This window comes from Tunicatimonas sp., assembly GCF_049647865.1.
Lineage (GTDB): Bacteria > Bacteroidota > Bacteroidia > Cytophagales > Cyclobacteriaceae > Tunicatimonas.
The window spans coordinates 1-22,740 of the sequence record NZ_JBARYM010000371.1 but is presented as its reverse complement, the minus strand read 5'-3'; the positions used below and the strand labels follow the sequence as shown (position 1 = coordinate 22,740).

The following is a 22,740-nucleotide window of genomic DNA, read 5'->3' as shown; positions in this document are numbered from 1 at the left end:
TTTCCTTAATATTGCACCCATATTAGGTAGCTACATTATGAAGAAATATTTACTGGCCGTAACTTTGTTGCTGGTCTACAGTGCGCTTACTGCTCAAGAAGATTCTATTCGCACTATTGAAATGGCCAATGTGGTTATTTCCGAGAATCGAATGCAAACCCCGTTTTCCGAATCAGCCCGTAACATTCATCTTGTTACGAGGGAAATGATAGAAACTACTCCGGCTCAGAGTATCAATGAATTGTTGAGCTACGTGCCGGGAGTTGATATTCGACAACGAGGACCTGCTGGGGTTCAGGCTGATCTACGCATTCGGGGGGGTACATTTGAGCAAGTGCTGGTACTAATTAATGGAGTAAAAGTGAGTGATCCTCAAACTGGGCATCATTTGCTTAATCTGCCCCTCGACCGGAATAATATTGAGCGAATTGAAGTACTAAAGGGACCAGGAGCGCGGGTTTACGGGCAAAATGCGTTTGCCGGAGCCATCAACATCGTCACTAAAGTCCCTGAAAAAAGATCAGCTAATGCCGGAGTGTACGGTGGTGATTTTGGCACCTGGGGCGGACGAGCCGGAGTTTCCCTTCCCGGAGAACACTACGGTCAGTATCTGTCCGTGGCGCACGATCGCTCCGAGGGCTATCGGCCCAATTCAGATTATCAGATGACCAATCTCTTCTATCAGTCGTACGCCAAAACGCAGATTGGTACGCTTAACTTTTTGGGAGGCCACACCATGCGCAACTTTGGGGCCAGTGGTTTTTACGTGGAGGACTCAGAAGAGTACGAAGAAACCAGAACTTCCTTAATCAGCGTTGATCTGGATACTGAAATGGGGGAATGGAACGTGCGCCCGCGCTTGTACTGGCGACGAAACCACGATGACTACTTGTTTGTCCGTAGCAACCCAGCCGCATTTAATAATGTGCATACTACCCACGTGGGTGGGGCGGAGGTGAATGCTACTCGACTAACCTCAATTGGGCTAACCGGACTTGGCTTAGAATATCGGCGCGAATTTATTGATAGTAATAACTTTAGTGGAGGAACCCAGCAACCCGCTTTAGGAAACTGGCAGCGCAGCATCTTCGGAGCTTTTCTTGAGCATCGCTTCTACTTCTTTGATCGACTAGATGTAACACCCGGATTATACGTAAACTGGTTTTCTGATTATGGCTGGAATTATTTTCCCGGTTTGGATGCCAGCTACGATATAACCAATGAGTGGAAAGTCTACGGAAATGTAGGCCGCTCCTTCCGAATTCCTACCTATACAGATTTGTACTACAACGGACCTAGCAATGTAGGCAATGACCAGCTACAACCAGAACAAGCCTGGACGTACGAGGGAGGAGTGAAATATTTTGGTCAGCACGTCTGGGGGCAAGTCAGTTATTTTTACCGGGATGGCTCCCAACTCATTGATTGGGTACGTAATAATGCTGAACAACCCTGGCAACCGCAGAACTTCTACAATGTAGCTACCGAAGGGATGGAAATGGAAGTCAACGGGCGGTTTGATGACGAGCATTTTGTGCAGGCTGCTTCCCTAAGTTATACCTACCTGAATGCCAATTTAGATCAAACCGAAGCAGTAGAATCGCGATACTTGCTCGATCACCTCAATCATCAGTTCATTGCTTCCCTTACTCATCGAATCTGGAATAATATTCACCATAGTGCGCGTTTACGCTATTTAGACCGCATGACTCAGGCTGACTATTGGGTGTTAGACAGTAGAATATACTATCAGGCCAGCTCGTGGGACGTGTATGTAGAGGCTACCAATATTACTAATACCGAATATACCGAGGCTGGATTTGTTACAATGCCCGGACGTTGGCTCCGGTTGGGAGTAAACGTTACGCTTCCGTATTAATGGGTTTAGGACTAACCAGAATAAAAAAGAACCAAATCACTACTCCCACAAATAACAGGGGCCCTACCCACATAATCCAGTTGAACTGCCCAATCTGGTAGTCGCCTTGATTGTTAAATAAGGAGATGTAGCTCACTGTGCAGATCAAAAAAATATTGATAACGGTAGTGAAAGCCGCAAACCAATCCCGAATTCGATCTTTGAATAGTTCCGAACGATAAAAAACGGGGGAAGAAGCTGGTAAGGCGTTCAATACTCGAAACGAAATCAAGCAAATAACATTAACAAATACGAAGGCTCCCAGTGCCAGGTAGAAGAAAGTTTCTCGATCTATTAACTGATCAGGATTACCATTGGCATCAGCTTGTATTCCTACTTGAATAGGTAAAAAAGCGTAGCTTAATGAAAGCGCAATTAGAAAGCCTAAGAAGGTAAGTATCCAGGCGAGCTTAACAAATTTATCAGTATACATACGTTTGCGAAGATACGTCGGATACCTAACTCAAAAAAGCCATTGCGTGATTCACTGCAAATTTTATGTTGAGAAGAGAAGAACTGAAGGGCTGAAGAGTTGAATGATAGAATAGGCGTGTTTTATTCAGTTCTTTAATCTTTCAACTCTCCGATTCTTCAACTTTCACCTACGTAAACAAAATGGAGCGACCAACGGTTAGTCAGTTGCTATGATCAAACTATCTCACAGCCTACTTCTTTTTTCATTAACCTTACTTATTAGTTACTGTAGGCCCAAGGCTAAAGATATCCCTGGCTTTGACGAAACGCTTTTCCGGGCTGATCGGATGGGTTGCCACGGCGAGCGGGCACAGATGAAGGAAATCATTACGCAAATTGACACGGCACTAAAGGGAATGTCGCAGAAACAGATACAGGCGACGCTGGGCAAGCCCGACCGGCACGAATTAGCTCCCCGTAGTCAGAAGTACTTTGTGTACTATATTGATCCGGCTCCCGACTGTGCAGAGACTATAGAAAGTACCAAAGAACCGTTCACAATGCTTATTCGCTTCTCCGCCATGGATCGCTCTACCGAGGTAAGCTTTCAGAATTATTAACTTCAATGGAAAGTTGATAATTGAAAATGATTAGTTTGTAGTTTTCAATTTGCAATTCTCTAATGGATTTATTCTCGCTTTCTCCGGTAGAATGGGGGCTAGTTATTCTCTGCGCGATGCTGGTAGGTATGTCAAAGACCGGAGTGATGGGAGCCGGACTGATGGTTATTCCGATACTAGCCGGTATCTTCGGCGGGAAGCTCTCTACCGGTTTCTTGCTACCGATGCTGTCTGTAGCTGATATTTTCGCAGTACGTTACTACAATCGGCACGCCCAGTGGCCTTTTTTAGTCAAATTACTACCCTGGACGTTAGGTGGAATTGCTTTAGGCGTATGGTTTGGCGATGTTATCTCCGACCAGCAGTTTAAGACTACAATCGGAGTTATCATTTTTATCTGTCTGGGATTGATGATCTGGCGAGACTTGCAAAAGAACTTATTGGCGATTCCCAACCACTGGTGGATTTCGGCACTAACTGGATTGCTGGGTGGGTTTGCCACAATGATTGGAAACGCCGCCGCCCCCATTATGGCGATCTACCTACTTTCTATGCGACTGCCGAAGAACGACTACATCGGCACCGCCGCCTGGCTGTTCCTGATTATCAACCTGCTAAAGATTCCTCTGCATGTGTTTATCTGGCATACCATTACGCTTGACTCGATAAAAATGAATGCTATGATGATTCCGGCTATTGCCGTAGGAGCTGTTTTAGGCTTTCGGATTGTACGGATACTTCCGGAACGGGCTTATCGTATCTTTCTAATTGTTTCTACCGTAGTATCAGCCTTCTTTCTCTTTTAATAGGGACGGTGACAGTATGCTATTGGAGAGTTATTCTCGTTCTTGAATAAGCTATTAATCGTCTAGCTGAGTAGTAAAGTTACTATCGAGTTCCAGATGAGTTACGTGCTCCAAATTTTCAGCCTCTAATGAAGTGAAGCATCCAAGCTTGATGATGCCAAAGTTCTTAACAAAATCCAAAATAGTAATATCACGCTGCTGAAAGTACTCTCGCACTTCATCATCAAGCTCAAAGTCTTGGTCTACTACCCCTAAATATACTCTTTGCTTCATACCAATTACCAGCGATTTTGTTATCGAGACGCACCGCGCTACTTACACCCAACTTTTTAAATAGCTTGTGCTAGCCCTTGTCCCACATCTCTGATTAGTTGATCGGGCAGTAGCTGTACGTTCTTTTCCAGCTTTAGCCAAATCTCGGCTGCCGACAGCGTCGGAAATGCTTCGCAGTAAAGTGCCGCTATACCTGCAACGTGCGGGGTTGCCATACTAGTTCCGCTAAGTCGGGCATACAGTGCGCCATCCGATACGTTTTCGGAGTAAGTGCTAAATACATCCACCCCTGGTGCCGCTACATCTACTTTACCACCATCACCCGCATTAATACCTCCGTTGGAGAAGCTGGCCACATTGAGCTGACGATCAACGGCGGCTACCGCCATAATTGATTCCGCGTTAGCCGGACTACTTACCGGGCGGGGCATACTTGGACGGCGGCTATCGTTACCGGCCGCGGCAATCAGTAAGCAGTTATTCTCCAGAGCTTTTCTTCCTACCTGTTCAAAGACCGGCGAGGGGGCCTGACCGATTTCTACAGGTGACCCTAACGACATAGATACGATACGACATTTCTTTTCCACCGCCCAGTCAATAGCATCAATAATACCACTGGTACTGCCACTTCCACCATCCGACAGTACTTTACCAATAACCATCGTAGCTTCGGAGGCGATACCATAGCGTTTGCCCTCTGACTTAGTTTCGGCTCCTAGGGCCGTACCGGCACAGTGGGTACCATGACCATTTCCGTCAGCATCCCAGGCTTCGTTCTGAATAAAAGATTTTCCTTCTATAGCACGGTCGGCAAAATCAGGATGAGGGACGTAGAGTCCCGTATCTAAGATTGCCACGCTCACTCCTTTTCCGGTAAACCTACTTCTTCTTAATGCTACCGCATTAACCCCCCAGGTAGCACTCTCCCAATCAGTATCTGGGGCATCCGGTCGGTTTCTGATCATCTCATCCAACTGCTGAATTTGCTGCTGAAGTAACTGTTGAGTTTGCTTGATTTTTTGCAATTGGTCTAGCTCATTAGCAGCCCGGAATTCCCGTTCTTCCTCCCAGTAGAGTATCGGACTACGAGAAGCAACTGCTTGTTGTAGCTTAGCTTCCTCTATATTATCTACCACTACAATACCCAAGTTCTTAAATACTAATCCAGTGCTACCATCTAGCACCTGATGAGCTCGTAGCGTATTGCTCAGTTCTTCCGAAGAGGTAAGTTGTACTCCGAGTTCTTTCTGAACTTTCTTAATGGCTTGGCTCGTATGATTCTGTAGTAAAACTACGTAGCGACCGGGCTTGGCTTGGTTCTGAATAGCAGTGGATTGTAGTGACATAAGAAAGTTAGTTTACTGAATTTTAGTGAAAATTTTATCTACTAAGATATAAATATCGTGCTCAGTAATTCGGAGCCTGAGTTTTCTTTCTATTAACTTTAGCGATGTTTGTTGAGTTAGCTTTTGCCACACCGACGCAATGCGACTGCTATCTCCAGCTAACTGTAAATCGGCTTCGGTAATCAGCTTGGATTGTAGCGCGGATAATACAACCTGCCCTAAAGTCTCATTAGTATCTTCTAGTGTCTGTTCTACCTTCGCTAGGGCTTCCTGTAGATTACTAGTCACGTTAGACAACGTGTGAAAAGCGGCTATCCAAGTGTTCTCCCGCTTACCTACGCGAAGCTTTTCCAGGGTTTGCGGGTTGATGCCCTTTCGGGCAGTTTCGTAGTACACTCGCTGGCGGCTCACTTCTGACTCATTACTAGAATCGCCTATTTGCTGAAAAAAGTCCTGGCACTCCTTCAGTAGGTGGAGGTACAATGGCTCAAATTTTAATGAGCGGGCAATGTATTGTTCATTCAGCGCGCTGACCCGATTCAAAAAGCCTTCCAACTGCTGCTGCTTGTAATGAACTAATACTTTCATTATTCAAAGACAATTTCTTCGAACTCATTACCATTCGCATTTTTTCCTTTTACGATGCGTAATCCTTCTTCTACCATCTCTACGTTTAGTTTTACCAGTATTTTGCTTTCATCAGCTTCGTTAGTATCAGGGTCAATGTAAATGTTATTCAGTTTAGCCGATACTACCCGGTAGCGGTTCTGCATCGTAGCCTTTAGCAGTGTAGCTAACTCCTGCTTTTCTTCTTCGTTATTATCGGATGCCAAGGAGTCGGTCTCCTTTACGAAGGAACCAAAGTCTACGTGGGTCATCAGTTCGGTGGGTTTACGGATAAAGCGATAGTCACGCTTCTCTAAATTCCGGACGATACCGGTAAAGCGGTTGTCGCTTAGCTGCGCTTTAGAAACCGGATTGATGTTCAAGTTTTTGGTTTCATTAGTCTCAGTAATCCTAGTATTTAATTCGTCTACAAAGGAGTCTTCATCCATCTTAAAGTCAAACTTCGTCTCTGCATCCAGTTCGGTAATCTTAATGGGTATCTCCAGTTTGATCGATGGCATGGTAAAGCGCGGCACTCTAAAGTAGCGAAGATACTCGTGTTCGGCGTAGGCTTTCGCTACCTCTACCGCCTGCTCATCAGCTAGTTTACGAGCCTGAATTATCTCGCTGTGGAGATAATTCAGGTAATCAGAAAGCTTAATCATTATGCTCCGGCCAGTAGATTGAGAACATTTTCCAGGCCAGCGGGCATTTCATCATTGGTTGCTTTCACCTTTACTCCCATGGTGTATTGCTTCTCCACTTTCACCCCGGTGCTGGCCGACCGCCGATAAGAAGCCGAAACCTTAAATTTCACTGGCCCCCAGCCACCCTGGGCACTCGCGTTGAGACCGAAGGTATTACTCACATCTTTAGTAAATACTGAGTTAAGCTTAACATTGAAGTCAATATCTACGGTTTCGATGCGTAGGCTGGGAATATTCAGTATGGAAATAAACGGTACGTTAATCTCAATATTTTCGGGGGTACCATCTTCGCCAGTTTTCTTGTAGCTAAAGTCTACCATTCGGATTTGACCCTGATCATCGAAGCCAACTTCTTTAATGAAGTTAACCGTAGACATGGATGCGTTAGCCTGAGCATTTACTGCCGCAGTTAGCGGCCCACTGATTAGCTTTTCAAAATCAATACTACTTAGTTCTGCGGCAAAATCAGCGTCGGCTGCATCCAACGCACTAAAAGAGTTATCGTTCTCCATTAGATTGAAGATGCCGCGTAGCACCTCCTGAGGAAGATTCTGCACATCAGTCTCCCAGCGAGAGTCGTACTTGTCCAGATAGTCGCTTAGTACACTAATTTGCTCGCCTTTTCGTAGCTCGTTAAATTCCGAAGGTCCTACACCGTTGATATCAGCTCGCTGCTCCGCCGAAACAACTGAGGTGAGATAAGAAAAAATTTGTTCTAGGTCGGCTTTAGTCTTCTTGTTAAGATCTTGTTCCAGTACTTGCTTTAGAGAGTTCATACAGTTTGGTTTAATAAGGTTGAATAATGGTTTACCAGTAGTGTGCGCTAGCAACCCTATTGTCACCTCCTCTATTGCAATTTCCGGTACGAGTAACGGACTTTACTTCTTTCAAACCAGCTAAAACCTAAAAATTTGTTACCTCTCAATCAGGGTATCGGTAACCAGGTACTGATCATCCTTATTATAGTACCAAGCGCGTACTTTAGGCATTTTTATACCATTGATTGTCTCTTCCTCCGAAAGCAAAACGTATTCGCCACTGCTAGGCAGCATTTTACCAGCATCGTCGGTTCTATAGAATTGATACACTTCCATGGCATAGTTCTGGGGGTCAAAGTAGAAGTACCAAACATCGCTGCCCACTGCGGCATCGTAAGTGGCTTTTAGTACTAAGTACTGCTTTCCTTGGAACTCTTTCTTTTCTACTGGGTAGTTAATATTGGTTCCGGGGTCCCTTAGCTTCATCGGTAGGCCGTACAGGTAGGTATAATAGTTTTTGTACATATTCCCCCGCTCGCAGCTCATATCTACCGCCTGAGCTGCCGTGGTATCAATTGGCTCACTTTGATAAAGCATCTGACAATCAGCCTGATCGAGGATATATTGAGTAGTAACCGTATCGATCTTAGTTTCTAGGCTAAAGTGTTCCTGCGGAAGATTAATTGCAATCTGACTTTCTCGTTCAGGATTATCCGGCCTCGTCATGATTACGGTAAAAGTATCATCAAACGTAGCCCAACGGCCATCCGGATCGTGATAAGCAATGGCTTTTTCTAACAGTTCTGGAGCGGTGAGGCTTTGGGTCTGAGCTGAGGAACCCAGTAAAAAAGATAGTACAAAGGTTAGCAACTGTTTCATTTATGAATATTTAGACAAAGCAATCCGCTTTATTTTTTACGGTAATCCTCAACACTATAAGCATCATGAATTATTGTAAAACTACAATGAGCGATTAGAAAGAAGCGGCATTCTCTATATAGAGTTATGCTATTCATTGCCCGTTGTTCACTGATTTAAATTTTTCTCTCTATATCATGTAGGTAGTTCATGCTTTGGCCAATGCTGGCAACGGGGTCGGGAGATTGGTCTTGCTCTACGAAGCATTGTTCTACCCCAGTCTCTTTAGCGAGTTGCATAATTTTCGTAATATCGACCACGCCATCACCTAGCTCTTGAAAGGCATCGTGAGGAACCTCATTATGATCGAACATAGTAGGAGTACCTGGCTTCTTGTCTTTCAGATGCAGTAGCTTAATTCGACCGGGCATTTCCTTCATAAGTCCAATGGGATCATGTCCGGCTAAGCTTGCCCAGAATACATCTAGTTCAAAAAACACCGTACCCGGATCAAACTCTTCCATCAGAATACGGTAGGGTACTTGCCCGTCTATCGGCTCAAACTCAAAGGCATGGTTGTGGTAGCAAAGGTCAATCCCGGCTTTCTGGCAAAGTTCACCGGCCGTATTCAGTTGCTCAGCCACCTTACGGTAATCGTTTAGCGTTTCGCGCTCCCCTTCTACCATATAGCCGAACACTAAGTACTTGAAATTATGCTTTACGGCATCGTCCACCATCTTCTCAAAGGAGTAGTCTTTGGGAGCTTCCTGCCCTACCAAGTCCCACCGTCCGGTAATAAACGACCAGGGGAAGAAGGTGCTACTGGAGGTTAACCCTAAATCCTGCATTATAGGACTTAGCGTATCGTAGTTACGAACATCGCCACCTTCAATTTGAGCATAGCCGGCTTCCTTAATTGCCTTGAGTGTAGTAGCAGGGTCTTGCTCCATCTGGTTACGAACCGTAAACAGTTGCACGCCCATCTGAGCAACGTAAGGGTTATTGGGTGCCATCATGGCGGAAGTTAAAAAAGGAACACTTACGCTTACGGCAGCCGTAGTTTTTAGGAAGTTACGTCGTTTCATAGTGTAGTAAATACTTTTATTAATTTTCTAAGAGCGTATTTAGAATTTATTATGAGGCTCTTTTTAAGGGTAATAGCCTAAGCTATCGCTCGCAAAAAAGCTGAAGTATGAGCGAAAAACAACCATTAGAAAGTTCAAATATGCTCTAAGTTATCACTTTTCTAGAATCTTACGAAAAACGCATTGATTCTATCACTGTGGAGTGATCCTACGATCAATAAGCGGTATTACGCCTAGTAGCCTTGCTATCTAAGAATTGAACCCCGAGTATTTCTTCCTGATCTGCTCAACCCGTTAGCAACGTTATGTAACTACACTAAGCTCAGGCTAACTTATAGGAGCAGCTACGATTCTGGGTAACATTCATTGATAATGCCCTTCCAATCCACTACTTTAATTTCTGCTAGAGCAAACTTACCCGCAATGCCAGAGATTCTTTACCGCCCTATTCACCGAAGACGTTTTATTAAAACCTCTCTCAGCTTAGCGGGTGCAGCGACCACCGTTACCCCCATCTACAGTTACGCTACCTCGCTCTCGGAGGAAGTACACTGGGCTTTTTTGTCTGACACGCACATAGCGGGCGATAAGAGGAGGCTTACCGAGGGTTTAAGCCCTACAAAAACCTGCAAACCGTTGTTCCGCAGGTAGTAAGTGCCGCGCCCCAAGGCGTAATTATCAATGGTGATGTAGCCCGGCTTACTGGTGAACAGGCAGACTATCAGCAAATTAACGAACTATTAAATCCGGTTGTGCAGCGAATACCCGTACACATGACGATGGGAAACCACGATGATCGTGAAAACTTTCACCAGATTTTTCCCAACACTACCACTCAAGTGGAAGAAAAGTATGTGCATGTAATAGAAGCCGCTCTGGTCCGAATGATTCTGCTCGACTCCTTGCTATACGTTAATAAGGTAGCGGGATTATTGGGAAAGTCGCAGCGCACTTGGTTGGAGAGTTATTTAGCTACTGCCTCAGCTTTGCCCACCCTGCTTTTTGTTCACCATACTTTAGGTGACAATGACTCAGGCTTACTGGATGTAGATCGTATGTTCAGCATTATACAACCTCATTCCTTTGTGAAAGCCGTATTCTACGGGCACTCTCATCAGTATCAATACAGCGAGCGAGAAGGTATCCACTTGGTTAACTTACCGGCCGTAGGCTATAACTTTTCTGATGATCAACCAGTAGGCTGGATTGATGCCAAGCTAACCGAGAAAGGGGGAGATTTCACTTTGCACGCCTTCGGAGGCAACCAGTCGGATGATAAACGTACTACGCATCTGGATTGGCGATAGTGACCGATTCACCTTATTACCACTTTTAAAGAAGAAACGCCGAAATGATTATAAGGAGACTCCGTCCTTCGTCAATTGCATATCCTGCCAGGCTCCTTGGTACAGTATGCGCAGTTGCTCGTAGCCAATGGTTTTCAGTCGCTCGGTAACTTCGACAAAGTGGCTAATTATTTCCCTCGGGTGGTGAGCGTCGGAGTTAAGCGTGATTGGAATATTCCGTTCGCGCATTCGTTCTAGAATCCAGTAACTGGGATAGGGTTCATTCGTCAATTGCTTGTACATTCCTCGGGTGTTTACCTCTACAATTAATCCAGCATCGGCGATAGTATCCAGCGTCTTACTAATTTCTTCCCGATACCATTCTGCGTGTTCATCAAAGAGTTTACCTTCTTCGCTCTGTATTTTAATCTTATCTAAGTGTCCGATAATATTAGGTGGATCGTCTCGTACCATCTGCCGGATCAGCGAGTAGTATCGTTGAATAGCGGCTTCAATATCATTAGCAAAAATTTCTTGTAATCCTTTCAAAAAAACCTGATGCCTCCCATCAATCTCCCAAGGATGGCCGTCCGCAAAAAAGTCCACAAAATGCACCGAGCCTATGGTGTAATCCAGTGAAAACTTATCTTCCACCCAGCTTGGCCCCGCCACCTTGGGAATAAAATCCACTTCTAGTCCCCGGTATACTTCAATCTGCCCAGCATATTTCTTCTTTAGCTGCTCAATCTCCGCTACATAGCGCTCGCTATCAATTTCTTTCATTGGCCACGGCAGTTTGTAGGGCAGCGGAGCGTGAGAGGAAACCCCGTACGTAGGCATTCCCAACTGAATTGCCTGTTGAATATAGACCTCCGGGGAGTCTTTACCGTCGCAAAAGTAACAGTGGCTGTGGTAGTTGGTGTAGGTCACAGATTTATAGCTTTACTACTTAATCAGAGTAAGTTGAAAAGTGAACATGTCGTGTCACTGAGAGCGTTCCTGAAAATTTACTTTAGCACACAAACAAAAGCAAAATATAAATTTAATTTCAGTATTAGCGATGTATTCACTTTTGTAAAGCCGTCCGAAGGATAATAACAAAGATGTCCAGTCAAATATAAACACCAATGATTATACGAATATGTTGGTGGCCCATTCGGCTAAATAGCTTATCTCTCTAAAATCAAGCTAGCGTAAATAAGTTTTAATGAATTAAAATAACTAACCCTTACTCCATCGCATAATCAAACCCCAACTTTAACAGCTGCATCACTTCATCATCTACCTCAAACTCTCTCCTAATCCGAATGTGGTGGGCAAATTTTTTACCGAACGGGACCACTTTCTTAAGCGCATCGCTTTCTAGCCGTTCGTGGTAGTAAAACTTTACATCTAGTTCTTTGGTCATTGGCTTAATAATCAGCCAAGCCTTCTTGTTGGTAAAGACTACGGCGTGCTTCGCTGCGCCTACGCTATTGGGTTGCCACTCCATCACCTGGGTCATAATGGTATCAAAAGCTAATACCAGTTCGTCCGATTTGTCCAGAAAAAGCTCGCCAATATCCTTCTTCTCGCAGGAATGAGATTGATTCGTCGTTTTAAACTTTCGCTCACAGCGAGGGCAAATCCACATAGTCAGTTGTATTAATGTGCTAAACTAGTAGATTTTAGTTAAACGGAGATAGGAGTCTGGAATCCGAAGACCGGAAACTACAAAGTCAAATACGGATGATGAACAGTAGGCAAAAAGAGAATTTAGTTAAACATGTAGTCTAAATCCACCCCGATTTATTTCTGGACTCCGGTTTTCAGTTTACAGTCTTCGGACTCCTTTTTCCCCGCTTTCTTCCGTATATTCACCGCTTGAAAATTACCTAACCTATGAGAAATTTATACACCCTCCTCATCATTGCGTTTCTACTTACTAGTGGTCTCTTTATTCCATCCCAGGCTCAGCAGCCAGACTTGAAAAAGATCAGTCAGGCATTGAAGCCTCGCAGTATTGGCCCCGCCGGAATGAGCGGCCGGGTTACCACCATTGAAGCTGTAGAAAGCAACCCTAATATTATCTACGCCGGTACCGCTTCCGGTGGCCTGTGGAAGTCAGAGGGCGGTGGTATCGCTTGGGAACCTATCTTCGACAATCAGTCGGTACTGTCTATCGGTGATATTGCGATCTATCAGAAGAACCCTAACGTCATTTACGTGGGTACTGGCGAAGGGAATCCGCGTAATAGCCAGTCGGCTGGTAATGGATTGTACAAAACCATTGACGGGGGCAAAACCTGGCAGCATTTGGGCTTAGAAGCTACCCGCAATATCCATAAAGTCATTGTTCACCCAGAAAACCCCGACGTGGTGTACGTAGGTGCTCAGGGTTCAGCTTGGCAAGATACTTCCGACCGAGGCGTGTATAAAAGCACCGACGGAGGGCAAACTTTTGAAAAAATTCTCTACGTGAACGAGCGTACCGGCATTGCCGATATGATTATTGATCCCAGCAATCCTGATAAGTTGATTGCGGCTATGTGGGAGTTCCGTCGCTGGCCCTGGTACTTCAAATCAGGTGGCGCGGGTTCAGGGTTGCATATTACCTACGACGGAGGCAAAACCTGGCAAAAGCGCACTAGCGACGATGGCTTACCCAAGGGTGAGTTAGGCCGAATTGGATTAGGTATCGCTTATAATAATCCGCAGGTGATGTATGCCTACGTAGAGTCTAAAGATAATGCTTTTTACCGTTCCGACGATGGTGGTTTTACCTGGAAGCAAACTGCTACCGACGATATTGGGGGCCGTCCGTTTTACTACGCCGATGTGGCGGTTGATCCTGAGAATGAGAACCGAGTGTACATTGTAGAATCTAGTATTCACCTGAGTGAAGACGGTGGAAAAAACTTTGAAGTGCTGCTCGGCTTTGATAAAGTGCACGTCGACCATCACGCTTGGTGGATTCATCCGAACGATGGTAGCTTGATGATGGACGGTAACGATGGTGGTATGACTATCACTCGCGACCGAGGTAAAAGCTGGCGCTTTGTCGAGAACTTGCCCTTGGCGCAGTTCTATCACATTAATTATGACATGGAGCATCCTTATCATGTGATGGGGGGAATGCAGGATAATGGTTCGTGGCGTGGCCCCGCGTACACATGGCGTGCTGGCGGCATTCGTAATGCCTACTGGGAAGAAGTAGCCTTTGGAGATGGCTTTGACGTAGTACCTGACTCCAGCGACAGCCGTTACCTCTACGCTATGTGGCAAGGGGGCAACTTACAGCGGGTAGATCTGGAGACGGGCAACAACGCCTACATCAAACCAAAGCACCCCGACGGAACATTTTTACGCTTCAACTGGGATGCTGCGATCGCTCACGATCCGTTTGATGACCAAACAATTTACTACGGTAGCCAATTCTTGCACAAGAGTACCAATCGGGGCGAAACCTGGGAAATCATATCCCCCGATCTTACAACCGATGATCCGGAAAAGCAGAAACAACTGGAAAGCGGTGGACTCACCTACGATGCCACACAGGCCGAGAACTTTACCACCATTGTATCCATTACCCCCAGCCCGCACGAAGCGGGAGTACTGTGGGTAGGCACCGACGACGGCAATATTCAAGTCACCCGCGACGGGGGGCAATCGTGGGAGAATGTCGCCGATCAGCTAAAAGATGTGCCCGCCGGAAGCTGGGTTCACCAGATACACGTATCACCGCACAATGCTGAAGAGGTGTTTGTGGTACTGGACGATCACCGCCGTAATAATTGGAATCCGTACCTGTATCACTCTAGTAACGGAGGGAAATCGTGGGATAACCTGGTACAGCCTGAAGATTCAATCAACAGTTTTGCCCTTTCGTTTGTCCAAGACATCGAGGAGCCCAACCTTATGTTTCTGGGAACCGAAACCGGTTTGCACGTGAGTCTTAACGGAGGAGATAGCTGGAATAAGTGGGGCGAAGGTTATCCGTCGGTTTCTACGATGGATCTGAAGATTCACCCCCGCGAGCACGACCTGGTTATTGGTACGTTTGGCCGAGCTGCTTTTGTACTGGATGATATTCGTCCATTGCGCGAATTAGCGAAAGAACCAACAATCATGGACGAGCCATTGCACGTATTTAACGCACCCGATGCTTACCTAGCTAGTTACAAGGAAGCTGCTGGCACCCGCTTTCAGGGTGATGCTATTTACGACGGAGAGAACCGGCCCGAGGGAGCTTTACTGACTTTCTCAATTCAGGATATTATTCAAGAAGCAGATGATAGCGTTGAAGTAAAAAAAGATACGCTTTTGGTAGAAGTGCTGGATCAGGGAGCAGTAATTCGTACGCTGAAAGCTGAAGCTCAGGCCGGACTGAACCGATTTAATTGGGACTTATCTCGTAAAGGACAGCGCGGACCAGACACTGAAAAGCCTAAAAAGAAAGATGCTCCTGAACCAGCTGGGTTTCCAGTACTACCGGGTACCTACACCGTTCGTCTGACTTACGGCGATTATCAAGACTCTACTGAGGTAGATGTTCACCTCGATCCGCGCATTGAGCTTTCTGAGGAAGACGTAATAGCCCGCAATACTATGGCTGAGCAGTACGAGGAATTTGTCTCGCTGGCTACCCAGGCGGTAGATCAGCTTGATGAGGCTAGTAATACCATTGAGCTATTGATGGGCCAGCTCAGTAACCGGGAAGATGGTGCGGCCCAACAACTGAAAGATCAGGCTAAAGCATTGAAAGATTCTATTAAGACTCATAAAGAACTGATTGCTCAAAAAGACGTGCAAGGTATTTTGCGTGACCCTCACATTGTTAGTGGGAAGTTGGGGGCTGCCGCATCGTACTTATCCTCATTCTGGCACTCGGCCAACGAGACGCAACGCACTGCTCTGGAACAGGCGAAAGAAAGTTTGGATGAACCTCTAGAAAGCATCAACCAATTTTTCGCTACCGACTGGATGCAATTTCGCCAGGCCGTAGAAAATGCCAATATCTCTTTCTTTGAAGACTACGAAGTTGTGAGTATTGATGAAGATGGAGAAACCGAAACGGGAGGTAGAGAGTAAAGTGTTAGGGTGCATAGTGTTATAGTTCTAGAGTTAGTTATGGGGTTAGCATTTTATGTTCGCTTTTGTGTACTCAAAACTTTATACTACAGACACCTGAACACATTAACACTATATCTATGAACAAAAGACTATACTTTACCATCAGTTTTCTGTTTTCACTGGGAGTTGCTTTGGCTCAATCGCCAGATTCTTCTGACCTGGCGGAGGACCCACCGCTAACGGTGACGCAGCATAGCGTCCGGGTAGGTGGACAGACAATTAATTATACTGCTACTGCTGGTTACTTAGTGCTGCGAAAAGAAAATGACGATGCTCGGGCCAAGATGTTCTTTGTTGCCTACACCCGAAACGATGTAGACGATTTGTCAGAGCAACCGGTCACCTACACATTTAACGGAGGGCCAGGTTCATCATCGGTTTGGCTGCACCTAGGTGCTTTGGGGCCTCGCCGTATCAAAATGAGCGATAAAGGCGAATCATTAGCCCCTCCCTATGAACTAGTTGATAACGAATACACCTGGTTAGATAAAACCGACTTGGTCTTTATTGATCCAGTAGAAACAGGATACAGTCGTCCGGCTGAGGGAGTAGAGAAAAGTGAGTTTACCGGTTACCAAGAAGATCTTTCTAGCGTAGGCGATTTCATCCGGTTGTATACTTCTCGTTTCAATCGCTGGAGTTCGCCCAAATTTATTGCGGGTGAAAGCTACGGCACTACCCGCGCCGCCGGGCTATCGGGCTATCTGCAAGATCGCCACGGAATGTATCTCAACGGGCTGATGCTGATCTCCTCTATTTTGAATTTCCAAACGGCCCGCTTCACCAAGGGAAATGATCTACCCTACGTGCTGTTTCTACCTACCTACGCCGCCATCGCGTGGTATCACAACCAATTACCTAATCGCCCGGATTCGCTAGAGCCGTTTCTGCGGGAGGTGGAGGAGTTTGCTATTGGAGAGTATGCTTCGGCACTAATGCTAGGCGATAAGTTATCAGATGCTCGTCAGCAGGAAGTTATTGACAAACTACATCAGTATACTGGTCTATCACAGGACTATCTGAAACGTACTCACTATCGTATTCATATTGCTCGCTTTGTGAAGGAATTACGCCGCGATGAAGGGGTTACTGTCGGTCGGCTGGACGGTCGCATGACCGGGGTGGACTACGATGATGCTGGTGAGAACTACGAATTTGACCCCAGCTACAGTGCTACCATTTATGGGCCCTACACTACTGCCATCAACAACTATATAAAGACTGAATTAGATTATGAAAGCAACCTTCCCTACGAAATACTGACCGGACGGGTGCGCCCCTGGAACTATAGCAATGTACAGAATGAGTTCCTAAACGTTGCCGAAACACTACGGAGTGCTATGTCCAAGAACCCATTTCTGAAGGTACACGTCTTCAATGGTTACTACGATTTGGCTACCCCCTACTATGCTACGGATTATACCTTCAACCATATGCTTTTGGATGAAGAGTTACAAGACAACATCAGTATGTCGTTCTACGAATCGGGCCATATGATGTACATTCATCAACCTTCATTGGTAGAAATGAAGCAGCAGGTAGATGGGTTTATTGAGCAGACTTTAGACTATGAATAAAGAGTTAAGCCAACCCAAAGATAGCATCCATCTTTTGAGAAATTTTTTGTAAACGTTCGCGACCGCCGCCCTTTACTTCAGCGGAGGCCCAACCCGCGTAGCCAATTTTGTCTAGAGCTTTATTAACTTCGGGCCAGTTGCAGTCGCCCTCCATCAGTTCTACATCAAAGCCCTTCCAGATTCCTTCTTCTTCCTGTTTCTTACGGCTGTATTCTTTAATATCTAGCTTCATAATACGGTCGCCTAGGGCTTCAATCCAATGCTCGGGCCAGCCGTAGCGAACGATGTTGCCTACGTCGAAGTACCACCCAATCATGGGGTTTTCGAATTCATCGATATAACGAGCGGCCTCCAGCGGACTAATCAGCATATTGTTCCACACATTCTCAATGGCGATTTTCACTCCGGTTTCTTCGGCTACGGGCAGCAGCTTTCGAATTTCTTCCTGCGAACGACGGTAAGCATCGGCGTAACTGATTTTATCGTTCACTACGCCTGGTACCAGTAGCATGGTGGTGCCACCGTACCGCTGACAGTCGCGCAAGGAGGTTTTAGAAGCCTCTACACATTCGGCTCGAACGCTGGAATCAGGATCAGACAAAGGCATTTTCCAGTGGGCGGAATTAATTACGCCCGGAATTTCCAGACCGGTTTGCTCCTTGGCCTCCAGTACCTCGTCAACGTTAATATCGCTGGGCGAATCCATCTCTACACCATCGAAGCCTACCTCCTTTAACATCTTAAAGTGGTCTAGCACCGAACCTGGTGCATCAACCATACTGTACTTTAAACTCTTTTTAATATTGAGTTGAGGGGCCGAATTAGCCGGAAAGGTAGTCGAAGTTAAAGATGCGGAAGCAATAGCGGTACCGCTTATTCTGATGAAATCTCGTCGGTGCATGTTGTGTAGGTAGAAGGTAAAAAGTGTAGGGTGAATGGTACAAGGTGAAGGGTAAAGATACTTAGGGAAAAAACCCTTCAACCATCTACCCTTTACCTTCTACCCTCTAATATCCTACTCCGTCTTGAATGCCCGGCATGGGCACCGCGGCCACCGGATACTCTAAATCCCAACTATAGTTTTCTGGGCCTAGCTTTTCTTGAGAGTTGAGTGCTTCGTCGTAGGTCACTATTTGCCCGGTATACGCCGCCATTCGTCCCATAATAGCAAGTAGCGTGCTTTGTGCCATAAAATCACCATCGTTCACCGGCGAACCGTTGCGGATGGAGGCAAAGAGTTCGTCGTGCTCGGTTTGGTACATATCGTTGCTTTCCCCACGGTAACGCCACTTATCTTCACCCTTTATCTCGTGTACTCCCTTTATACAATCTACCATTGCGTGGCCCTGATCGCCCGATACTTCCACTGAGTAGCTATTCGCGCAATTGAATTGCTGCCGACTCATATGAATACCTTTTTGTCCATCACCATAATCGTACACAATAGCGAAGTGGTCGTAGATATGACCAAATTTATTATCGGTACGTACTTGTCGTCCGCCAGTTCCCACAGCACTCATCGGATGTTTGTCGCCCAGTGCCCAGGACATCATGTCCAAACTATGCACTGCTTGCTCGGTAATATGATCGCCAGATAGCCACTTGTAATACAACCAGTTACGTAATTGATATTCCACCTCAGTCCATTCGGGCTGTCGTTCCTTCGACCACAAGGTTCCAGTGTTGTAGGTGTTATACACCGTGCCAATATTTCCCACGGCTCCGTCCAGAATTTTGCCGAATGTAGCTCGCTTGGGTTCGTGGTACCGCCAGCAGAAACCTGACATTAGAGCGGTATTGTTCTCTTTCGCTTTCTTCGCTGCCGCCATCACTTGCCGAACGCCCGGCCCATCTACCGCTAAAGGTTTCTCGGCAAATACGTGCTTCTTAGCTGCTACCGCCGCACTCAGATGCTGAGGACGAAAACCGGGGGGGGTTGCCAATAGCACAACATCCACATCGCTGTCAATTACTTTCTGATAGGCATCAAAGCCGATAAACTGATGCTCAGGATCAACCGCTACTTTATCGCCGTGCCCTTTTTTTAGGTTCTCCATACTGGATTGGAGCCGATCTTCAAAAGCATCCGCCATGGCTACCAGCTTCACGTTAGGGTCAGCCTTCATTGCTTGATTAGCGGCTCCAGTGCCCCGCCCCCCGCAACCAATCAGGCCAACTTTGATTGTATCAGCGTTGCCCTTTGAGAAAGCAGGAATAGTGTTAATCATGGGAATGGCTAAGCTACCACCCACTACCGCCGAGCCAGTAGTCTTTATAAACTGACGACGGGATGCATATTGAGAAGAATTATCCATAGGAAGGAAGAGATTTTAGGTTATCGGTTTAAGTTACAAAATATTTACGAAAAGGAGTCAACTAGGCCGTCCGCTTGTATAGTTGATATTACTTAAAAGAAAGCTCGTTCTTTTCACAATGCTTCTGGTAGCATTTCAGGATATAATTCCGACCATATTTGCTATCCATTGCATTTCTGTATTCCTCCGCACCCTCGCCGTGGTTCTCAAACCCCCTGTGCACTAGCTCCAAGATGGTATTTCTTTGATTCTCACTATACAAGATATACAAAACTCGTGTTTCTTCAATCAACACTTAGCTCACAGAGTATAATACGGTTCCTTCTCATGCTCGTGCATACGAATGGCCCCCTCCCGAGTGAGATGATGCAAAATACGTAGTGCCCGACGGCGAGAAATATTCACGATTTGCATAAATTGCTTTAAAGTGACCCGCTCGTGACGCTCCAGAAACGAGAGTAATTTGCGTTCATTATAATCTAAGTGCGTTAGATCAACCGATGCTTCTGGCAGCTCCCCTTTCTGCATGAGGTCAATCATCGTTTTCCCAGCAGGAATGCTTTTGTCGCGCTGACGAATGTATACTAATCGTTGTTCATTTTTATCACGAATAAAGTGAGGTTTTTCATTACTTTCGGGAATGATTACTTCCAGTACGGTCACTTCTTCTTCCTCGTCTTCTACCTCCCTAAACTGAAGCTTTATAGGTGGATCACAGTAGAATTGAGCAGCCGTTTCCAAGGTGTATTTTTCTTCCTCAGGATCTACGCCCACAATGGTTTTATCATCTCGCACTCCTACCAGAATTTTACCGCCTCGGGTGTTGGCAAATGACGATATGGTTTTAGCGATTTTATAAGGGTCAGTAATTTTCTGCTTAAAATCTAGCTGTTCCCCTTCACCCCGATGGATCATTTTGCGCAGCTTTTTCATACTTTCAAGTCCACAGTCAACAGTTAGCAGTCCACAGTATCCCCGGTCAATGAGGTACTTAGTGTTCAGTTTTCATATATCATATCTTCTAAAATGGTCTGCCAAGTACTACTCGTTCTCTTAACACCGAAACCTGTCCGTTGGCACGAAATACTTCAAAATAAATAATGTAGTAGCCCATAGAAAGTTGCTGTCCGGCATCGTCCGTACCATCCCACCGGAGAAAACCTTCTTCAGCTAAAGTGGTGTTTCGAGCCAAATGTTTTACTTTTTGGCCCTGGCTATTGAAGATAATCACGTTAGCAACATTACCGGCATTAGGCCAGCGATAACGAATTTGGGTATAGTCATTGAATCCGTCTTGGTCGGGAGTAAATACTCGAGGCTCTACCGATAATGTTGCTGACACCGAGTTAGTGGTAGAAGTCTGAGAGTTAGCGTAGCCGGGAGTAGCAAAGCCAGCGGTTTTAGCGGCCGACTGCCAGTTATTGTGATCATTAACTGTAGCGCTCCACTGAATGCGCTCTAAAGAAACTCCGCGAGTATCATCCAGTATCGGGTGGTGCCAATCTTCGTCGTAGGCTAGGAACTGCATTTGCTGCTCATTTGGCGCTAGTAACACCATCGTTCCGGCATCCGAGGGGAGACTCGGTAATGCTTTTACTTCCAGAATATTTCCTGCTGAGGCTGACGGATAATCGCCGATCAGCGTAGTGGCATCTTCAGTAAGAGCTACGTATTGTTCCGGAGCCAATTGGTAGTTTTTATCAGTGATTGGCGATTGATTCGTTAATGAGTCACCTTCCAAATTAGCCAATTGCCAGTTTTTGAGATTAATCGGTTTACCGGAATGGTTGTAAATTTCTACAAAGCGTACCCCACCCGAACGGGGGTAAAATAATATTTCACTTAGCAGTACGTCACCCGGCACCGCCTCTTCAGATAGTACTAGTGATACTACCTGGTCGTCTACCGGATTTCCACTGCAATCGTACAGTTGGCTCGCTTGAATAGTATACGTTACTTGGGTTTGTAGTGAATCAACCAAGAGAGCAGTAGCTGATTTCCTGTCGTCTTGCCATACTATGGTATCAACTGCTATTCCGCTACTGATACTAACTTCGCCTAACTCAAGCGAAAGTGGGTCTAATTTTTCGCTGAATAGAAGCGCAATTTCGGTAGGCGATTCGGCAAAAGCTGTTTGCACATACGGAGGCTGGTTATCAGGATTAGCTTGGTCTACCGAATTTACCTGACCAGGAGTACCACCATTTTCATCTACCGAAGCAGTCCAATTGTCTCGCTCACCGCAAGGACGATTGTAATCAATTATCTCTAACGACCAGCCGCCCTGTTTTTTCTCTGCATCGTTGTACCAACTATCAGAATACGATACTGAAAATATTTCGCTACCGTATGAATCTGTCAGGCTAAGCTGATCGCCACTGCCATTCAACGAAGGAAAACTGGTGATTCCCATCGTTCGCCCTCGAGATGCTAACTTGGACTGGTTGGTATTAGCACTTACAATTAGATATTCACCCGGAAGCAACAAGGCTGATCGTAGTAATGTGGAAGTTGTACCATCGGCTAACCGTAATCCGGCGGTACTAAGCAAATCGTTGGAAGCATTGTACAATTCTAGATACTCCGCTTCCGGTAAACCAACCGCTGGCGTAGGGTCCGCCATGATCTCGGTAATCAGCAGTTCATTAAAATTTGGCGTACGTCCCAGACCTACCGTATGCGTTGATGCCGGAATAATATCGCCATCAATATTTCTTAAACCAGACAAGGAAAACTGGTAGCGAGTAAGCGGTTCTAGCGATTCCTGAAATACTAAGCGAACGGTTTGCTCGTCTACCCATATTGCGGCAGCCGGATTATTGTCCTCCAATTCATAATTCATTGGCTGTACGGCTAAGCTGGAATCTAACGGGACTTGAAAAAGGAGTAGTAATGCCCGCTCTTCAGTATCAATATATTCTAGCTGCGTTCGGTAGATAAAAGAATCTTGCACTCCCATCGTGCTTTGCCCGCTAATGCCCACCAGTTCGCCGATAGTTAATGCATTATTAGCATCAACTTGAAAAGGCCGATCAAATGTCAGATGCACTGCGTAAGAT

Annotated in this window: 21 protein-coding genes; 6 read left to right on the top strand and 15 right to left on the bottom strand. The window is 45.8% G+C overall.

The annotated features are described in order from the left end of the window. A partial coding sequence (locus tag WBA23_RS11210) for a TonB-dependent receptor plug domain-containing protein (RefSeq protein WP_424582369.1) occupies window positions 1-1,879 on the top strand: 1,879 nt, incomplete at its 5' end. Here the strand turns inward: WBA23_RS11210 and WBA23_RS11205 are convergent. After that, window positions 1,863-2,351, bottom strand: coding sequence for a hypothetical protein (locus tag WBA23_RS11205; protein WP_424582368.1), 489 nt, complete (start codon window positions 2,349-2,351; stop codon window positions 1,863-1,865). The two genes, WBA23_RS11210 and WBA23_RS11205, sit on opposite strands and share 17 nt — an antisense overlap. Window positions 2,352-2,562: 211 nt before the next feature. On the opposite strand from WBA23_RS11205, the gene WBA23_RS11200 reads away from it, so the two are divergent. Together WBA23_RS11200 and WBA23_RS11195 are read left to right on the top strand one after the other, a co-directional pair. Next, complete coding sequence (locus WBA23_RS11200; protein ID WP_424582367.1) at window positions 2,563-2,952, top strand: hypothetical protein; 390 nt, start codon at window positions 2,563-2,565, stop codon at window positions 2,950-2,952. Between the two features lie 62 nt (window positions 2,953-3,014). Beyond that, window positions 3,015-3,758, top strand: coding sequence for a sulfite exporter TauE/SafE family protein (locus WBA23_RS11195; protein WP_424582366.1), 744 nt, complete (start codon window positions 3,015-3,017; stop codon window positions 3,756-3,758). A 54-nt stretch (window positions 3,759-3,812) separates the two neighbouring features. On the opposite strand, the gene WBA23_RS11190 is transcribed toward WBA23_RS11195, so the two are convergent. From WBA23_RS11190 to WBA23_RS11155, 8 genes are all read right to left on the bottom strand, one after another. After that, the gene (locus WBA23_RS11190; RefSeq protein ID WP_424582365.1) at window positions 3,813-4,031 is read right to left on the bottom strand and encodes a hypothetical protein; all 219 of its coding nucleotides are present in this window, start codon (window positions 4,029-4,031) and stop codon (window positions 3,813-3,815) included. A 56-nt stretch (window positions 4,032-4,087) separates the two neighbouring features. Then, complete coding sequence (locus WBA23_RS11185) at window positions 4,088-5,377, bottom strand: S8 family serine peptidase (protein ID WP_424582364.1); 1,290 nt, start codon at window positions 5,375-5,377, stop codon at window positions 4,088-4,090. Window positions 5,378-5,389: 12 nt separating this feature from the next. Then, the gene (locus WBA23_RS11180) at window positions 5,390-5,965 is read right to left on the bottom strand and encodes a hypothetical protein (protein WP_424582363.1); all 576 of its coding nucleotides are present in this window, start codon (window positions 5,963-5,965) and stop codon (window positions 5,390-5,392) included. After that, entirely contained in the window at window positions 5,965-6,648 is a 684-nt protein-coding gene (locus WBA23_RS11175; protein WP_424582362.1) for a hypothetical protein, read from the bottom strand. The genes WBA23_RS11180 and WBA23_RS11175 overlap by 1 nt, the downstream gene beginning before the upstream one ends. Then, window positions 6,648-7,466, bottom strand: a complete 819-nt coding sequence (locus WBA23_RS11170; protein ID WP_424582361.1) for a DUF2589 domain-containing protein — start codon at window positions 7,464-7,466, stop codon at window positions 6,648-6,650. Before WBA23_RS11170 ends, WBA23_RS11175 begins: the two co-directional genes overlap by 1 nt. A 138-nt stretch (window positions 7,467-7,604) precedes the next feature. After that, entirely contained in the window at window positions 7,605-8,327 is a 723-nt protein-coding gene (locus WBA23_RS11165) for a DUF6503 family protein (RefSeq protein ID WP_424582360.1), read from the bottom strand. Window positions 8,328-8,482: 155 nt separating this feature from the next. After that, window positions 8,483-9,391, bottom strand: a complete 909-nt coding sequence (locus tag WBA23_RS11160) for a sugar phosphate isomerase/epimerase family protein (protein ID WP_424582359.1) — start codon at window positions 9,389-9,391, stop codon at window positions 8,483-8,485. Window positions 9,392-9,912: 521 nt separating this feature from the next. Further along, window positions 9,913-10,119 carry a hypothetical protein gene (locus tag WBA23_RS11155; protein ID WP_424582358.1) on the bottom strand — a complete coding sequence of 69 codons (207 nt, stop codon included), beginning with the start codon at window positions 10,117-10,119 and terminating at the stop codon, window positions 9,913-9,915. Here WBA23_RS11155 and WBA23_RS11150 point away from each other — a divergent pair. Then, a complete protein-coding gene (locus WBA23_RS11150) occupies window positions 10,066-10,698 on the top strand; it encodes a metallophosphoesterase family protein (protein ID WP_424582370.1) in 633 nt (210 codons plus the stop codon). The two genes, WBA23_RS11155 and WBA23_RS11150, sit on opposite strands and share 54 nt — an antisense overlap. A gap of 48 nt (window positions 10,699-10,746) precedes the next feature. On the opposite strand, the gene WBA23_RS11145 is transcribed toward WBA23_RS11150, so the two are convergent. Beyond that, complete coding sequence (locus tag WBA23_RS11145) at window positions 10,747-11,607, bottom strand: histidinol-phosphatase (protein ID WP_424582357.1); 861 nt, start codon at window positions 11,605-11,607, stop codon at window positions 10,747-10,749. A 298-nt stretch (window positions 11,608-11,905) separates the two neighbouring features. Continuing rightward, the gene (locus WBA23_RS11140) at window positions 11,906-12,310 is read right to left on the bottom strand and encodes a DUF5655 domain-containing protein (protein WP_424582356.1); all 405 of its coding nucleotides are present in this window, start codon (window positions 12,308-12,310) and stop codon (window positions 11,906-11,908) included. 248 nt (window positions 12,311-12,558) lie between these two features. On the opposite strand from WBA23_RS11140, the gene WBA23_RS11135 reads away from it, so the two are divergent. Both WBA23_RS11135 and WBA23_RS11130 read left to right on the top strand, forming a co-directional pair. Next, the gene (locus WBA23_RS11135; RefSeq protein WP_424582355.1) at window positions 12,559-15,747 is read left to right on the top strand and encodes a WD40/YVTN/BNR-like repeat-containing protein; all 3,189 of its coding nucleotides are present in this window, start codon (window positions 12,559-12,561) and stop codon (window positions 15,745-15,747) included. Between the two features lie 119 nt (window positions 15,748-15,866). After that, window positions 15,867-17,366, top strand: coding sequence for a S10 family peptidase (locus WBA23_RS11130; protein WP_424582354.1), 1,500 nt, complete (start codon window positions 15,867-15,869; stop codon window positions 17,364-17,366). A gap of 4 nt (window positions 17,367-17,370) precedes the next feature. On the opposite strand, the gene WBA23_RS11125 is transcribed toward WBA23_RS11130, so the two are convergent. The 4 genes from WBA23_RS11125 to WBA23_RS11110 form a co-directional block, all read right to left on the bottom strand. Then, a complete protein-coding gene (locus tag WBA23_RS11125) occupies window positions 17,371-18,267 on the bottom strand; it encodes a sugar phosphate isomerase/epimerase family protein (protein WP_424582353.1) in 897 nt (298 codons plus the stop codon). A gap of 106 nt (window positions 18,268-18,373) precedes the next feature. Next, a complete protein-coding gene (locus WBA23_RS11120) occupies window positions 18,374-19,681 on the bottom strand; it encodes a Gfo/Idh/MocA family protein (protein WP_424582352.1) in 1,308 nt (435 codons plus the stop codon). Between the two features lie 300 nt (window positions 19,682-19,981). After that, entirely contained in the window at window positions 19,982-20,614 is a 633-nt protein-coding gene (locus WBA23_RS11115; protein ID WP_424582351.1) for a helix-turn-helix domain-containing protein, read from the bottom strand. Window positions 20,615-20,702: 88 nt separating this feature from the next. Next, window positions 20,703-22,740 (bottom strand): lamin tail domain-containing protein (locus tag WBA23_RS11110; RefSeq protein ID WP_424582350.1); only part of this gene is annotated, 2,038 nt, incomplete at its 5' end.